The organism is Verrucomicrobiia bacterium (assembly GCA_019634625.1).
Lineage (GTDB): Bacteria > Verrucomicrobiota > Verrucomicrobiia > Limisphaerales > CAIMTB01 > CAIMTB01.
The window spans coordinates 208,130-224,407 of sequence record JAHCBA010000004.1 but is presented as its reverse complement, the minus strand read 5'-3'; the positions used below and the strand labels follow the sequence as shown (position 1 = coordinate 224,407).

The following is a 16,278-nucleotide window of genomic DNA, read 5'->3' as shown; positions in this document are numbered from 1 at the left end:
GGGAGAGAATACTGAAGAAGCCATGAAATCCGAAACAGAACGGTCGGGTATCGGGCGGCGATGCGATGGCGTGTCGCGGCGGGACTTCCTGCATCTTGGGATGCTGACGGCGTTTGGGTGGAGCCTGGCGGACAGTCTGCGGTGGCGGGCGATGGCGGGGGGTGTGGAGGGGAGGCTGGGGAGGGCGCGGTCGTGCATTCTGATCTGGCTGGATGGGGGGCCGAGCCATCTGGACACGTTCGATCCGAAGCCGGAGGCGCCGCGGGAAGTGCGGAGCCAGTTCGGCGTGATTGGGACGAGCGTGCCCGGGGTTCGCCTTTGCGAGCATCTGCCGCGCACGGCGGCGGCGATGCGGGACGTGGCGTTGATCCGGTCGCTGACGCACGAGTTGGGCAATCACGACACCGGGACACGGTTCCTGCTGACGGGCCATCGACCGACGCCGTCGTTGACGCATCCGAGTCTGGGGAGCGTGGTGGCGAGGGTGCGCGGGTTTGGGGAGGCGATGCCGCCGTATGTGGCGATTCCGGGGGATGCGGTGGGTGGCAATTCCGGCGGGGCGGGGCCGGGTTATCTGCCGGCGGCGTACTCGGCCTTCAATGTGGGGCCCGATCCGGCGCGGGTGCGGGATCTGCATCCGCCGGAGGGGGTGAGTTTTGCGAGGTCGGATCGACGTCGGGATCTGCTGCGGGAGATGGATGGGTTCAGCCGGCGGGTAGAGGGAGGGGACGGAGTGGCCGGGGGTCGGGACGCGTTTTACGAGCAGGCCTACCGGCTGCTGGCGTCGGGGGAGGCCAAGGCGGCATTCGATCTGGCGAAGGAACGACCGGGGACACGGGAGCGGTATGGACCGAGCCGGGTGGGAACCGGATGTCTGCTGGCGCGGCGCCTGGTGGAGTCCGGGGCGTCGTTTGTGACGGTGGTGGATACGGGGTGGGACATGCACGAGCAGATCTTCCGGGAACTGCCGGACTCGCGGTTTCCGGGGAGCGGGAAGCTGCCGAACCTGGACCGGGCCTATGCGGCATTGCTGTCGGATCTGCGGGAGCGGGGATTGCTGGAGTCCACGCTGGTGATTCTGATGGGCGAGTTCGGGCGGACGCCGAAGTTGAACGCGGCGGCGGGGCGGGATCACTGGCCGCGGGCGGGATTCGCGGCCCTGGCGGGAGGCGGGGTGCGTGGCGGGCAGGTGGTGGGGGCGACCGATGCGTATGGCGAATCGCCGGTGGATGCGCCGGTGGGGCCGCCCGATCTGGCGTGGACCGTGTTGTCGCTACTCGGGGTGGATCCCGGTCGGGAATGGACGACACCGAGCGGGCGCCCGGTGCGGATTCTCGACGAGGGCCGATTTATTCGGGAGCTGGTGTGACACGCGCGGTGCTGATGGCGGGGGCGCTGATGGTCCTTGGGAGGATCGGAGCGGGCGGGGCGCCGGTGACGGCGCTGGCGTTCAGTCCGGATGGGCGGCACCTGGTGAGCGGCGGGTCGCGTGTCGTGGCGTGGCATTCGGGGGATGACGGGAGCGAACGGCGCCGGGTGCGGTTGGAGGTGCCCAAGATTGCGGGGTTGGCGTTTCACCCGGAGGGCCGCGTGGTGGTGGCGGTGGGGGGAACGCCGGGGACGGAGGGAGTGGTGCAGGTGCTGGACGGGGAGGACGGGCGGAGGATGGGGTCGCTGGTCCTGGGGGAGGAGATGGCCCAGGGGGTGGCCTTCGCGGGCGACGGCGGGATTCTGGGTGTGGCGGGCGGGGACGGCACCGTGCGGTTCCTTCGGATGTCGGGGGAGGACGGGCGGTTGGAGGCGGTGGCGACGGGGCACGGCCATGTGGGTCCGGTGCTGGGGGTGGCGCTGGCGCCAGCCGGGGCCACGGCGGTGAGCGTGGGGGCGGACCGGTCGGTGAAGGTCTGGTCGGTGGGGGAGGGTCGATTGCTGCGGACGTTCACGCATCACACGGACGCGGTGCAGGCGGTGGCGTTCCGGCCTGTGTCAGACGGAGTGGAACCGGCCGCGGGGTGGGTTTGTGCGACGGGCGGGTCCGACAGGACCGTACGGGTGTGGCAACCGGCGATCGGGCGGATGGTGCGGATTGTACGTCACCACGAAGGGGCGGTTCTGGCGCTGGTGTATGCGCCGGACGGGTCGGCGCTGTACTCGGCGGGGGAGGAAGGGGTTGTGAGGCGATTGGATCCTGACAGCGACCGGATCCAGGCGCGATGGGAGGGGGAAGGCGAGTGGATCCATGCGTTGGCGATGCATCCGGAAGGAGGGCGGCTGGCGAGCGGGGACTGGGCGGGCCGGGTGCGGATTTGGAGGGTGGGAACCGGGGGCGATGGGGTGATGGAGGAGGCGGCCGGGGGTCCTTGAGGGGGGCGTCTGGAGGCTTCAAAGGTCGTGGCGGACGGGGTAGGGTGGTGGAGCGATGGCGATGGCGCGTGGGAAAGATGCTTCGGAGACCGTGCTGGTGCGGCGATCCGGATTGAAAGGGCGGGTCGGGATTCCCTAGGTTGCCGGGATGAAGCCACTTTGGATTCCGGCGATGGCGATGGCGTGTGCCGTTTGGGTGACGGGTTGTGGAGATGGAGGGGGGGGCGCATCGGGGCGGTCGGAGGGATACACGGTGGCGGTGATACCCAAGGGGACGATCCATGAGTTCTGGCGGTCGATCGAGGCGGGGGCGAAGAAGGCGGAGATGGAGTTGCGGGAGTCCGGGGTAGCGATTGAAGTGATCTGGAAGGGGCCCTTGCGGGAGGACGACCGGGACCAGCAGATCCAGGTGGTGGAGAATTTCACGAGCCGGCGGGTGTCGGGGATGGTTTTGGCGCCGCTGGATTCCCAGGCGCTGGTGAATCCCGTGGAGACGGCCGTGGCGGCGGGGATTCCGGTGGTGGTGATCGACTCGGATTTGAAGTCGGAGCGGCACGTGAGTTTTGTGGCGACGGACAACTATCTGGGGGGGCAGTTGGGCGGGGAGTATCTGGTGCGGCTGATGGGCGGGGAGGGGAACGTGATCCTGCTGCGGTACGCGGTGGGATCGGCGAGCACGGAGGCGCGAGAGGCGGGCTTCATGGATGCGATTGCCAAGGCGCCGAAGGTGCGGGTGTTGTCGAGCGATCAGTACGCGGGGGCGACGCGGGAGACGTCGTACCAGGCGGCGCAGAACCTGTTGAACCGGTTTGGGCGTGAGGTGAACGGGGTGTTTTGTCCGAATGAATCGGTGACCGCCGGGATGGCCAAGGCGCTGCGGGACATGGGCCTGGCGGGGGGGCGGGTGAAGATGGTGGGATTCGATACCGGGGCGCAGTCGGTGGCGGATCTGCGGGCGGGGGATGTCCAGGCGCTGGTGGTGCAGAATCCGCTGCGGATGGGGTACGAGGGGGTGATGACCATGGTGCAGCACCTTCAGGGGAAGGAAGTGCCGCGGCGGATCGACACCGGGGTGACGGTGGTGTCGGCGGAGAACATGAACGATCCGGCGGTGGCGGAACTGCTCGAGCCGCCGTTGTCGCGGTACCTGAAGTAGGAAACGGGTGGGCGTCGCCGCGAGTTCTCATGCCCTCGGGCGACCGGCTTGCGGCCTCGTGGAACCCGGCGCTCCGAGGCGACGCTTCGCGAAGTTCGCGCCCCGACCCACGACTCGGGGATGCACGGGGATCGGGGGCAGGTCAGGCGCCGAGCTGGCGGCGGATGCAGTCGGTGATTTTACGGCTCCAGGATTCGATGGTGTGGGGGTCGCGGCCTTCGATGAGGAGGCGGGCTTTGGGTTCGGTACCGGAGTACCGGAGGAGGACGCGACCGCCGGCCTGATGGACCTCGGTCTCGGCCTCGCGGACGAGGTCGAGGACATGGTCGAGTTCCTCGAACGGGCGTTTTTCGCGGACTTTGACGTTGGTGACGATCTGGGGGAAGCGGGTCCAGCATTGGACGAGTTCCGAGAGGGGTTTGCCGGTGGACTGGAGGATGCGGAGGATCTGGAGGGCGGTGACGAGGCCGTCGCCGGTGGTGCTGTGATCGCCAAAGATCATGTGGCCGCTCTGCTCGCCGCCGAGGCTGTAGCCATGGGTGAGCATTTCGTCGATGACATGTTTGTCGCCGACGGGGGTGCGGATGAGATGGCCACCGGCCTCCTGGAGGGCGGCTTCGAGACCGGCATTGCTCATGACGGTGGCGACCACGGTGTTGCCGGGGAGCTGGCCGGCACGGAGCAGGTCGAGTCCGGCGACGGCCATGATATCGTCGCCGTCGATGAGGCGGCCGTGTTCGTCGCAGAGGAGGACGCGATCGGCATCGCCGTCGTGGGCGATCCCGACGTGGGCGCGGTGTTCCCAGACCTTCTGGCACATGGTCTCGGGGTGCATGGAACCGCAGTCGAGGTTGATATTGGTGCCGTTGGGGTGGACGCCGAAGGCGAAGACCTCGGCGCCGAGTTCGCGGAGGACGGTGGGGGTGGCCTTGTAGGCGGCGCCGTTGCCGCAATCGACAACGATACGGAGGCCCTCGAGGGTCATGCCGCGGGGGAAGGTGTTCTTGGCGTGCTCGATGTAGCGGCCGAGGGCGTCGTCGATGCGGACGGCTTTGCCGATGGCGCTGGCGCGGGGCCGGATTTTTTCGATTTCGCCGCTGAAGACGAGGTTTTCGATACGGGCTTCGATGTCGTCATCGAGCTTGTAGCCGTCGGAGCGGAAGAATTTGACCCCGTTGTCATCGTAGGGGTTGTGGGAAGCGGTGATGGCGATACCGGCATCGGCGCGGAGGCTGCGGGTGACGTAGGCGATGCCGGGGGTGGGGAGGGGGCCGATGAAGAGGACATCGACGCCCATGGAGAGGATGCCGGCGGAGACGGCATTTTCGAGGAGGTACCCGGAGAGGCGGGTATCCTTGCCGACGACGATCTGGTGTTTGCCGCGACCGCGGGGGGTTTGCTGGAGGTTTTTGAAGACGTGGGCGGCGGCGCAGCCGAGTTTGAGGACGGTATCGGCGGTAATGGGTTCGATATTGGCGGTACCGCGAACGCCGTCGGTGCCGAAGATGCGTCGGTTGGGAGGATTCATGAGAGGGATGGGGGGGGATGGGATGAAAGGGCGGGTCATTCGGCGGAGAACGGGGAGAGGACGACGTGTTCGGGCTGGAGCTGGAGCCAGCGGAGTCCGCTGGCGAGGCGGACTTCGAGGGTGTTGGTGACGGGGCCGAGGAAGAAGTCGGCGGTGAGTTCGACGAAGACGAGGACGTCGGGGCTGTTGGGGTGGAGGCGGCGGACGAGGTGGGGCGGGCCGGAGATTTCGATCTGGGCAGTGGCGGGTTGGAGGTGGGCGGGGCCGGCGATGCCTGGGAGGGCGAGGATGCGGATGGGGACGTTGGCGAGGGTCTTGGTGACGTCGGGCACGGGGGTGGCGGCGGGGTTACGGACCTCGGAGCTGTGGGAGCCTGACCAGATCATCACGGCGAGGGCGAAGGCCAGGAGCTTCCACCAGAAGTTATCCAGGAGCAGGTGATGCCAGCGCATGGTCACTCGGAGGGGGGCGGGTTCTGGGGGGCGGGCGGGGGCGACTTGGGGAGCCACGAGGCGCGTCCGGGTTGGGAGGGGGAGGAATTGTGGCGGGGCACAAAGATGGAGCTGAGGAAGGAGCGAAGTTCCCCGCTGCCGACGCGGCGTTGGAGGTGGCCCTTGTAGGCGTGGGAAATCGAGCCGGTTTCCTCGGAGACCACCACGACGACGGCATCGGTTTCCTCGCTGAGGCCGATGGCAGCGCGGTGGCGGGTACCGAGCCGGCGGAGGTCGTTGCGTTGGGTGAGGGGGAAGATGCAGGCGGCGTAGGCGATGCGGCCGTTGCGGACGATGACGCCCCCGTCGTGGATGGCGTTATTGGGAAAGAAGATGGTTTCGAACATCTCGGGGGTGGCCTCGCAGTCGATGGGCACGCCGAGGTTGGAGACGGCGTCATCGAGGTGGGTGGATTGCTCGATGGCGATGAGGGCGCCGATGCGGGCTTCGGCGAGACGCTCGGCGGCCTGGACGATGGTTTCGATGTTTTCCCGGCGTTCGCGGGCGGTGCCGAACATGGGGAGATCGCCGAGGCGGGCGAGGATGCGCCGGATTTCGGGTTGAAAGATGACGAGGGTGGCGAAGGCCATGAAGGCGGCGCCGGCACCGACGAGCCAGCGCAGGACGGACAGACCAAGGATGGCGGAGAGGGCAAAGACGAGGAAGAGGGAGACAAGGAATCCGACGACAACGGGGGCGGCCCGGGTGCCGCGGACGAAGCTCAGCGCGTAGTAGATGGCGGCAGAGAGGAGGAGGATCTCGACCACCCCGCGCCACGACTGCTGAAGGAGCTCCACCATCATGGGGAGGGGCGGCGGGCGAGGATGGCTTCCGCGACACGGACGGCCTGGACGGTCTCGGCGACATCGTGGGTGCGGACGACATGGACGCCGTGCCCGAGGGTCAGGCAGGTGGCGGCCAGACCGCCTGGGAGGCGTGCACCGGGGGGGGCATCCATGACTTTTGCGATGAAGGACTTTCGGGAGACGCCGAGGAGCATGGGGCGTTGGAAGTCTGTAAAGGCCGATGTTTGGGCCAGCAACTCCAAATTGTGTTGGAGGGACTTGCCGAAGCCGATGCCGACATCGAGGACGACCTGGTCCGGATGCACGCCGGCGGACTGGAGCCGGTCGAGAGTATGTCGGAAGAAGGACCGGATCACCTCGATGACATCGGCATAAAGGGGTTGATCCTGCATGGTTTTTGGTGAGCCCTGCATGTGCATGGCGACGTAGCCGGCACCGCTTCGGGCGATCAGTTCGGCCATGAGCGGGTTGTCGAGGGAGGCGCCGATGTCATTGACGATGGAGGCGCCGGCGTCGAGGGCGGCGCGGGCGACCTCGGGCTTGGAGGTGTCGATTGAGATGGGGACCGGCAGGGCAGCCGCGAGACGTTCGATGACGGGGAGGACACGTTGGAGTTCGGTGTCTGGGGGGACGGGGTCAGCGCCCGGCCGGGTGGATTCGCCTCCGACGTCGATCAGGTCGGCACCCTGGTGAACGAGGGCATGGGCATGGTGGACGGCGACCTGTGGATCGAGGAAGCAACCGCCATCGGAGAAGGAGTCTGGGGTGACATTGAGGACGCCCATGACGAGGGTGGGGCGTGGGAAGCGGTACTGGAGGTGTCGAGCGCGCCAGATCATGGGTGCATGGCCTCGCGGGTTCGGTCCTTGGAGGGGGGGGGAATAAAAAAAGAGGGGGCGGCAGAGCCGCCCCCTCAGGTAGGTGACAACCGATTCGATTCGGTCAGTTCCTGGTCCGCTGCGAACCTCAGGCGAGGCGGCGGCGGGCGAAGGCGAGACCGGTGAGGCCCGCGCCGAGCATCACGAGGGTCAGGCCACCGTCCGGAACGCCGGGCGGGCACCAGACGAGCATGTCCTGCTTGCGCTCACCATTCTGGGTGAGGTTAAGGGCATAGACGGGGAACATGCCGGTGGGGTCGTTGTTGACCGAGCCATCGTAGCCAGCGTCAAGGGCGTACTGAACGAACTTGTTGCTGCTGGGATCGGCGAGGATCCACTCGTCTTCGAAGTGCCAGACAGCGCGCTGGAAGGCCTGGGCATCGGCCACGACCGTCTTGTCGTAGAGCGCGGCCAGGTTGCCGGTCACGAGCTGGTGATAGAGGTAGGCGGTTGCGATGGAGATCGGGTCGCCGCCGAGCCCGTCATCACCGCCCAAGCCACCGTTCACCGCGCGGCTGACCGTGGCTCCACTGCCGTCCAGGCCCACGTTCTTGACGTAGTCGTAGGTGGCGCCGAGGGAGACGAACTCGTTCCGCTCGAGGCAGAACGTGATGATGGCGTTGTTGCGAACCCCGTAACCACCCGCCGCGACGTAGTCGGCGAGGAAGGGCGTTCCGCTGCCAGTGAATTCACCGATGCCGCCGGAACGGAGACCGCCGCCGATGGTGATGGTGGCGGCGGAGGCCGCCAGCGTGCTGGCCATGACGGCCGCCGCACTCAGAATCGCTACAGTGTACTTCATATGCTTACCTTGAATTGATGTTGCACCCACTCAGGACCCTTAGGAGCACTCCATGTGCCAGAATCCGGTCGCCGTTCGTGTTCACGATGGATGTGTGTTCACAACTATTTGAAGGTTATTGCCTTATGGATTCCGGCCATCCTTGGTTTGCGGGTTGGGCAGCATGTCGGCGAGAGCCTGCCGGGCGATTAGTGTAAGGGATTCCGACAGGGAATTTGCGTAGAGAACTGGCGCATATGCGTCAACCATCTGGTTATCAGATGGTTATGGTGAAAGTGCGGGGGTGTCATCCAATCCGACACCGGGTTTCATGGGGTGACGGAACAGCAGAAAGGCGCCAAGCCTTTGAGGCCTGGCGCCTTGAGGGGGCGCGGAAGGGTGGGATTGGGGGCCGTGTTTGGAAGGACTTACTGCGGTGGCAGGGCGGCGAGGCGCTGACGGGCATCGTTGGCGAAGGGGGCGGAGGGGGAGAGGGTGAGGGCGCGTTCGAGGGCGGCGCGGGCCTGGGGGGTATCGCGGAGACCGAGGTGGGCGAGGCCGAGGTGGTAGAAGAGTTCGGCATCCTGGGGGTGGGTGGGGGCGGCCTGGGAGAGGAGTTGAACCGCGTAGCGATGATCTCCGCGGCGGGCGACGACCTTGCCGAGGGCGGCGGCGAGGGTGTCGTCGCGGGGGAAGGCCTCGCGGGCCCGGACACCCCATTCGAAGGCTTTGGCGTCATCGGAGGGCGGTTGGGCGTGGAGGATGGCCATTTCGCGCATGGAGGGGGAGAAGGCGGGGAAGCGGCGGAGGAGACGTTCGTGGGTTGTGCGGGCCTCGTCGAAGCGACCTTGCTGGGCGGCTCGGAGGGCTTGGGCGAAGAGGGCGGGGCCGTGGGCGGCGTCCTGTTGGAGGGCCTGTTGGATTTGGGGATCGGCGGCCTGGGTCAGGGCATCGGGGTTGCGGGCCAGGTTGAGCACGGCGAGGAAGGTGGTGGCGGAGGCCTGGCGGGCAGGATCCGGGGGGGAGGCTGCGGCAGCGGATTGCATGGAGCGGGCGGCGTCGTCGAGGCGGCCCTGGCTGAAGTTGGCCCAGGCGAGGTCGTGGAGGATATCGGGGCGGCCGGGGAGGCGATTGGCGCTTTCCTGGAGGAGGGCGAAGGCGCGGGGTTGATCGCCCTGGAGGAATTCGAGGCGGCCGAGGAGGTGGGCGACTTCGGGGTCGGCCGGGGCGATTCCGCGGGCACGGCGGGCGAGTTCGAGGGCGGCGGCGGGATCGTTATGGCGGGAGAGGATGCGGATGGCCTGGGTGAGGAGGGGGACGGACTGGGGATTGACGGCGAGGGCGGCCTGAACGGCTTCGGCGGCTTTGGGGAGGTCACCGACGGTCTGGTAGGCGCTGGCGAGTCGGGAGAGGGTCAGGAGGTCCCGGGGGGCCTCCTGACGGCGTTGGATGAGGGCGGCGATGGTTGAGGCGTCAACGCGGGCGGGGTCCCAATCGAGGAGGGCGAGGTGTTGGCGGGCGATTTCCTGGCCCGGGAAGGGGGCGGGGGCGTCGGCGGCTTTACGGAGGGCGACCCGGGCGGGTTCCTCCTGTCCCATCATGTAGTGGGCCATGCCGAGGTGGTACTGGATTTCGGGGAGATCGGGGGCACGGGCGGCGGCTTCGGTGAGGAGTCGAAGGGCATCGGGGTAACGGCCGCGGCGGTACTCGATCCAGCCGAGGGTATCGGCGATGAGGGGGTCTTCGCGGGCAAGATCGCGGGCGCGGAGGGCGAGTTGGTAACCGCCTTCGAGGTCGTTGAAGTGTTCGGCGAGGAGGAAGGCCGAATTGTTGAGGGCGACGACGGAGTTGGGGCGTTGATCGAGGACGCGCTGGTAGGCGTCCCGGGCGGCGGGGAAATCGCCACGTTCGGTGGCGAGCATACCCTTCATGGTGAGGGCCTGGATATGATTGGGATCGCGGCGCAGGAGTTGTTCGAGTTCGGAGGCGGCCTCCGGCTGGCGCCCGGTCTGGATGTAGAGGCGGGCGAGGGACATGAAGGCCAGTTCGTTATCGGGATCGATCTGGAGGGCACGGCGGAGGGTGGATTCGGCGAGGGGGGCCTGGCCCTGGGCGAGGTGGACTTCGGCTTTGACGAGCCACATGAGGACCTGGTTGGGATTGAGATCGATCCGTTCCTGGACGCGGGCGAGGGCGCGGGGGAAATCGCCGGCGAGGGCATCGAGCTGGACGAGCTGCTCGACGGAGGCGAGGTCGTCGGGGTTGAGGCGGAGGGCCTGTTCGAAGGCCTGTCGGGCGGGTTCGGGTTTGGCCTGGGCGCGAAGGATGAGGCCGTGTTCGAGGGCGAGGCGGGGGTTTTGGGGAAAGCGATCGCGGGCGGCGCGGGCGGCGGTTTCGGCGTCGTCGAGGCGATTGGCGGAACGGAGGGCACGGACGAGCTGGAGGTGGGCGGGTTCGTAATCGGGGTTACGGCGGACGCTGTCGCGGAGGGCGGTGAGGGCGGCCTGGCTATTGCCGCGACTGATATCGAGATCGGCGAGGAGGAGGGTGGCGGCGGTGAAGTTGGGTCGGATCTGGAGGGCCCGTTCGAGGGCGGCGGCGGCGCGTTGGGGGTCGCGATTGGCGAGGTGAGCGAGGGCCATCTGGTAGTGGGCCTGTTCGGAATTGGGGGCGGCGGCGACGACCTTTTCGAGTTCGCGGATGGCCTGATCGGGGCGTTGCTGGGCGAGGCGGAGCTGGGCGAGGACCCGGAGGCCGGTGAGATCCACGGGGGATTGGCCGAGGGCGCGGGCGAGGGCGCGTTCGGCGTCCTCGAAGCGGCGGTCGCCGATGGCGACCTGGGCGCTGAGGATGAGGGCATGGACGCGTTCGGGGGCTTTGGCGTTGATTTCGGCGAGGACGGACCTGGCTTCCTCGGTACGACCGGCGGCGAGGAGGTAACGGGCCCAGCGTTCCCAGGCTGGGGCATACGGGGGTGTCAGGTCCTTGGCGGTGCGGAAGTGGGGTTCGGCCTCGGCGCCGCGGCGGTTAAGGACGAGGAAATTGCCGTAGGCGAGCTGGGCGACGGGGGATTGGGGATCGGATTGGAGGGCCTGGCGGAGGAGGGCTTCGCTGGCCTCGGCATCGCCGCGTCGGCGTTCGAGTTCGGCCTGGGCGACGGCGAAGAGGGGGTGATTCCCGGCGCGGGTGCGGAGATCGGCGAGCGTTTGCTCGGCGTGGGCGATATCGGGTGGGGACCAGGCTGCCTGGGCGAGGGCGAGGACGGCGGTTTCGTTGGTGGGGCTGAGGGCGAGGAGGTCCTGGACTTCGGAGAGGAAGCGGGTGCGGTTGGTGATCTGGGGCGGGGGGGTGAGGATGGCGACTAGGTGGGAGCGGACCTCGAGGTCCTCGGGGAAGGAGCGTCTGGCCCAGGCGAGGAGGGGGTAGGCCTGCTGGGGTTGGGCCTGTTCGAAGAGGATTTTGCCGAGACGTAGGTAAGCGAGGGCATTGGTGCGATCGAGTCGGACGACGTTCATGTACTCGAGCTTGGCGCGTTCGAACTCGCGTTTTTGGAAGTGCTGATCGGCGGCATTGAGGTGGCGTTCGAGGCGCTGGCGATCGGAGCAACCGGCGAGGGTGGCGGCGAGGGCGAGCAGGGCGAAGGGGAGGAGGGGAAGGGGGGATTTCACGGGCGTTGGAACCATGGCAAGTGGGCGGCGTTCGGGGGGAAGTGGGTGGTGCGATCAGTTCCCGGGGGTTACGGGAGATGGGTTGGGAGGGGCGTCCGGGGCTGGGGAGGCCTGTCGGAGTTCGCGGCGGCGGAGCCACCAGACCAGCAGGAGGAGCGGGACGAGGCTGAGGGCGAAGAAGTAGGGCCCGCCGCTGTGGTGGAGGGGCGAATGGATGATGCGGGGATCGACGTGGGCGGAGAGGAGGGTGATGACGCAGATGCGGACGGTATTGCGGGCGATGCCGAGCGGGATGATGAAGAGGGCGACGATGGCGCGGTGCCAGGGCTTGCGGAGGAGGAGGTAACCGCCGAGGAGGCTGGTGACGAAGAGGACGGTGGTGGAGCGGATGCCGCTGCATTCCTGGGCGACCTCGAACTGGAAGCCGGGGAGCCAGAACATGCGTTCGTCGCGGAAGTAGGTGACATGAGTGGCACGGAAGACGACTTCGACAGCCCAGGCGGAGCTGTTCTGGAGGCCCCATTCGATGGCCTCGACCATGAGGAAGGGGAAGGGGATGGTGAAGACGAGGAAACTGACGGCGAAGGCGTGGCGGCGCAGGACGCGGGTGCCGAGGAACCAGAAGGCGGCGGCCCAGACGGCGAGGACCCAGGCGAGCATCTGGGTGGCGAGCCAGGTGGAGGCGACCTGAATACCGCCGGCCCGTTCGGCAACGATGCCCCCGATTCCGGCGAGAAGGGCGCCGGCGCCGAGGAGGGCTGCAAGGGGCCGGTTGGGGGAGGGGATGTCATTGGCGGATTCCCGGCGTTGCTGCCAGACGAGCCAGGCGCAGATGAAGGGGATGGCGATGGCGTAGCCGTGCAGGGCGTCGCGGAGGGCATCCTGGAAGAGGGCGACCCAGGCGGAACCGAGGACGAGGGTGACGAGGAGGGTGAAGAACGCCCAGCGCCCGACGGCGGTTCTCAAGGGGGAACCGGGCTGGGCTGGCGGGCCCGGGACGACGGCGGCGGGGCCCGGTTCGGCGGGGGGCGCTGGGCTGGGGGCTGGGGGTGGGGTGGGAGGCATCGGGGAGGGTGGGGACTCCGCGGTGGCGATGGGGAGCGGCATGGAGGGTCGCGGTAGGGGGGCGACGTGGCCCGAGACCGATATCGGCAGAGGGTTCCGGTGGCTTAAGCCGATTCCCTAGGCGACCTTTCGAGGCGGCGCGGGAGGGAGGGGGGTTAGAGGGTCCAGCTCATGTTAAGTCCGACCTGGTGGCTGTCGGAGGAGAACTCGGTGCGGTCGGAGTTGTTGCGTCGGTAGGTGTAAAAGAGGGAGGCCCGGACACTGGGGAAGAGGCGGGCCCCGAGGGTGGCACCGGCGAAGACGGAATCGTCCTCCCGTTCGGTGGTGGAACCGAAGAGGGTGCTTTCGTAGCGGGTGAAGCGGTAGCCGCCATTGGCGGCGAGGGTCCAACGGTCGGTGAGGACCTGACTGACACCGCCCTGGAGGGTGGTGTTCTGGGTGAACTGGTCAGTGAAGTAGGAGGTGCTGACGTCATGGGCGACGCTGGCGGTGAGGGCGGTCCGGGTGAGGATCTGGTAGCGGAGGGAGGCGTTGGCGAGGGGGGAGACGGAGGTTGGGGCATCGGTATCGAGGAACTGGCGGAACTCGACGCCGCCGCCGACGGTGAAGGAGATCTTGTCGCCGAGTTCGCCGGAGACCCGGAGGTTGAGGCGTTCGTTGAGCATGTTGCTGCCCGGATCGAGGAGATCGTAACCGAGGCTGAAACCGGCGCCGACGCGGAGCTTGGGCCAGAAGGGGTAATCGTACCAGTTGTGGGACGTCCAGGTGAGGGAATCGGTGAAGGCGTCGGTGAAGCGGAGGTTCTGGTTGAGGGAGGTGTCGAAGACGCCGCGGGGGCCGCGATCCCAGGTGGCTCCGAGGCCGGTGGAGTGGGTATTCTGGTCGGTCTGGCGGGCGGTTTCGATGAGGGGATCCTCGGTGAGGGCGGAGGCGTGATTGAGGCGGAAGCGCCAGTTTTGCCAGGCGGCCCAACCATCGAGGGTGACCATGTGATTGACGGCGGTGTCGTAGGCATCAGCGCTGTAGAGGCGGATGCTGGGAGCGTAGCGGACGGTCCAGTGGTCCCCGGCGTAGAGGGTCAGGCCGGGGGTGATGCTGTGCTGCCAGGTGGCGCTTTCGCGTCCGGGACCGGACAGGATGCCGCTGCCATACACCACGCGGTAGGCAAGGCTGGGGCGGAGGTCGAAGGGGCCGACGGCGATGGGAGGGGTGGAGCCGAAGCTGCGGGCGGGCGGGGGGGCAGCGGGGAGGAGGGCGGTGCCGAAGCTGGAGGTGCCGAGGCCGGGTTGCTGGAACGGGCCGGTGGAGGCATCGGGGTCGGCCCAGGAGGGCGGGATGGGGGTGCCTTCAGGGATCCAGGGCGGCGGGGAGGTCCAATCCTGATAACCGGAGGCGGACGTTGGGGAGGGGCGGCGCGTGGCGGGATCCTGGGGAAGTCCGAACCCGTCGAGGCGGGGGGGGGTGGGAGTACCGGGCTGGTACCAGGGGCGGGGTTCGGCGGGGAGGATGGGGGTGGGGCCGGGATCGGGTTGGGAAAGGTCGGGGACGGGATCGGATGAGGGTTGGGCGTCGGCGGGGGCGGCGGGGGTGGTGGGAGGGGGGAGATCTGGGGATTCCTGGGCGACGGCGGCACCGGTCCAACCGAGGATGGCGGCGGCGAGTCCGGCGGGGAGGAAGCGGCCCAGGCGGGGGGTGGAGGTGCGAGGGTTGGGGTTCATGGGAGATCGATGGGGGACGTTAGCGACAACGCGGGGCGGGAGCCAAGCGCGGTGTAGGGAGGTGGCGGATCGGGCGGATCGGACGGATCGGACGGAGGGGGTGGCTCAGCGGCCGTAGTCGAGGCGGGCGGCGGCGTAGGCGAGGGCGACGAGTTCGCCGGCGACGCTTTTGAGGCCTTCGCTGAAGGCCCACCAGCGGTTGGGATCGTATTCGCGGTTGGGGACGGCGATCAGGCCGACCTGGATGGAAGGGCCGAGGGCTCGCTGGAAGCATAGGCCGCTGCGGCGGGCGTGGGTGCCGAGGGAGACGAGATTGATGCTGGAAAGCTCGATGCCGTGGTCGAGGCAGTAATCGCGGAAGCTGAGGGCGGAGGTGTAGGTGCGGTTGCGGTCGGCGGGCGGGGCCTCGACGGCGACGATGGCGTTGGTGGGGAGGCCGAGGTGGTGGAGGGTGGCGGCGGCGACGGCGGGGTAGGAGCCGTGTTCGAGGAGGCGACTGCCACGTTCGAGGGGGCCTCCGGTGGTGAAGATGCGTTCGTAGCGGCCCTGGCGGAACTCCTCGAAGGCGGCTTCGACAACGTAGTCGGGGACCCAACCTTCGACGACGAGGAAGCGGGCGTGGACGGGTTGATGGGGGGCGAGGAAGGGGTGGACCCAGTGGGCGAAGGCGAATCCGCAGACGGCGAGGGTGACGGCGAGGGCGGTGGCCGGGGGGAGCCAGCGACGACGGGGTCGGGTCCGCGGGGGAGAGGCTGGAGGGGGGATGGTCGGGGGAGCCGGGTCCATGGAGGACGGGCGGGGCGGTGGCTAGACCCCGTAGAAGGATCGGTACCAGGCGACGAAGCGGTCGATGCCTTCCTCGATGGGAGTGGCGGGCTTGAAGCCGACATCGCGGATGAGGTCATCGACGTCGGCCCAGGTGGCGGGGACATCGCCGGGCTGCATGGGGAGGAGTTGGGTTTGGGCTTTGCGGCCGAGGGCGCGTTCGATGCAGGCGACGAAGTGGCTGAGTTCGACGGGCTGATGATTGCCGATGTTGTACACGCGGTAGGGGGCGCGGCTGGTGCCCGGGTCGGGCTGGTTGGCGTTCCAGGCCGGGTTTGGGGTGGCCGGGCGGTCGGAGACGCGGATGACGCCCTCGACGATATCGTCGATGTAGGTGAAATCGCGGCGCATGCGGCCTTCGTTGAAGAGGGAGATGGGCTGACCTTCGAGGATGGCCTTGGTAAAGAGGAAGAGGGCCATGTCGGGGCGGCCCCAGGGGCCATAGACGGTGAAGAAGCGGAGGCCGGTGGTGGGGAGGGCGAAGAGGTGGCTGTAGGTATGGGCCATCAGCTCGTTGGCCTTTTTTGAGGCGGCGTAGAGGCTGAGGGGATGGTCCACGTTATGGTGGATGGAGAAGGGCATGGCGGCGTTGGCGCCGTACACCGAGCTGGAGGAGGCGTAGGTGAGGTGCTCGATGCGGTGATGACGGCAGGCTTCGAGGAGGTTGACGAAGCCGACGAGGTTGCTTTCGACGTAGGCGTGGGGGTTTTCGAGGGAATAGCGGACGCCGGCCTGGGCGGCGAGGTGGATGACGCGGCGGGGTTGGGCGGAGCGGAACAGGGCATCGAGGGCGGGGCGATCGGCGACATCGAGGCGGTGGAAGGCGAAGCCCGGGCGATCCTGGAGGCGGGCGAGGCGGGCCTCCTTGAGGCGGACGTCGTAGTAGGCGTTGAGGTTATCGAGTCCGACGACGGCATCGCCGCGATCGAGGAGGCGTTGGGCGACGTGGAAGCCGATGAAACCGGCGACACCGGTGACGAGGGTGCTCACGGGGGCGG

The 16,278-nt window shown here is 68.0% G+C and carries 13 protein-coding genes; 3 read left to right on the top strand and 10 right to left on the bottom strand.

What is annotated here, in order from left to right:
- Positions 1-22: 22 nt before the first annotated feature.
- From KF833_04110 to KF833_04100, 3 genes are all read left to right on the top strand, one after another.
- Positions 23-1,369 (top strand): DUF1501 domain-containing protein, encoded by a 1,347-nt coding sequence (locus tag KF833_04110; GenBank protein MBX3744471.1) that lies wholly within the window; start codon positions 23-25, stop codon positions 1,367-1,369.
- Positions 1,366-2,364: a WD40 repeat domain-containing protein gene (locus tag KF833_04105; GenBank protein MBX3744470.1), complete on the top strand. Its 999-nt coding sequence runs from the start codon at positions 1,366-1,368 to the stop codon at positions 2,362-2,364. Before KF833_04110 ends, KF833_04105 begins: the two co-directional genes overlap by 4 nt.
- 172 nt (positions 2,365-2,536) lie before the next feature.
- The gene (locus tag KF833_04100) at positions 2,537-3,520 is read left to right on the top strand and encodes a substrate-binding domain-containing protein (GenBank protein ID MBX3744469.1); all 984 of its coding nucleotides are present in this window, start codon (positions 2,537-2,539) and stop codon (positions 3,518-3,520) included.
- 142 nt (positions 3,521-3,662) lie between these two features.
- Here the strand turns inward: KF833_04100 and KF833_04095 are convergent, their stop codons facing one another.
- The 10 genes from KF833_04095 to KF833_04050 form a co-directional block, all read right to left on the bottom strand.
- Positions 3,663-5,048: a phosphoglucosamine mutase gene (locus KF833_04095; protein MBX3744468.1), complete on the bottom strand. Its 1,386-nt coding sequence runs from the start codon at positions 5,046-5,048 to the stop codon at positions 3,663-3,665.
- Between the two features lie 35 nt (positions 5,049-5,083).
- Positions 5,084-5,500: a hypothetical protein gene (locus KF833_04090; protein ID MBX3744467.1), complete on the bottom strand. Its 417-nt coding sequence runs from the start codon at positions 5,498-5,500 to the stop codon at positions 5,084-5,086.
- 2 nt (positions 5,501-5,502) lie between these two features.
- Entirely contained in the window at positions 5,503-6,342 is an 840-nt protein-coding gene (gene cdaA / locus KF833_04085) for a diadenylate cyclase CdaA (protein ID MBX3744466.1), read from the bottom strand.
- Positions 6,339-7,130, bottom strand: a complete 792-nt coding sequence (gene folP, locus KF833_04080) for a dihydropteroate synthase (GenBank protein MBX3744465.1) — start codon at positions 7,128-7,130, stop codon at positions 6,339-6,341. Before folP ends, cdaA begins: the two co-directional genes overlap by 4 nt.
- 181 nt (positions 7,131-7,311) lie before the next feature.
- Positions 7,312-8,025: a VPDSG-CTERM sorting domain-containing protein gene (locus KF833_04075; protein MBX3744464.1), complete on the bottom strand. Its 714-nt coding sequence runs from the start codon at positions 8,023-8,025 to the stop codon at positions 7,312-7,314.
- Positions 8,026-8,432: 407 nt separating this feature from the next.
- Positions 8,433-11,672, bottom strand: a complete 3,240-nt coding sequence (locus KF833_04070) for a tetratricopeptide repeat protein (protein ID MBX3744463.1) — start codon at positions 11,670-11,672, stop codon at positions 8,433-8,435.
- A gap of 54 nt (positions 11,673-11,726) precedes the next feature.
- Positions 11,727-12,638 (bottom strand): archaeosortase/exosortase family protein, encoded by a 912-nt coding sequence (locus tag KF833_04065; protein MBX3744462.1) that lies wholly within the window; start codon positions 12,636-12,638, stop codon positions 11,727-11,729.
- 254 nt (positions 12,639-12,892) lie between these two features.
- Positions 12,893-14,455, bottom strand: a complete 1,563-nt coding sequence (locus KF833_04060) for an outer membrane beta-barrel protein (protein ID MBX3744461.1) — start codon at positions 14,453-14,455, stop codon at positions 12,893-12,895.
- 105 nt (positions 14,456-14,560) lie between these two features.
- The gene (locus tag KF833_04055; protein ID MBX3744460.1) at positions 14,561-15,241 is read right to left on the bottom strand and encodes a YdcF family protein; all 681 of its coding nucleotides are present in this window, start codon (positions 15,239-15,241) and stop codon (positions 14,561-14,563) included.
- Between the two features lie 21 nt (positions 15,242-15,262).
- Positions 15,263-16,270, bottom strand: a complete 1,008-nt coding sequence (locus tag KF833_04050; GenBank protein MBX3744459.1) for an NAD-dependent epimerase — start codon at positions 16,268-16,270, stop codon at positions 15,263-15,265.
- Positions 16,271-16,278: the final 8 nt, after the last annotated feature.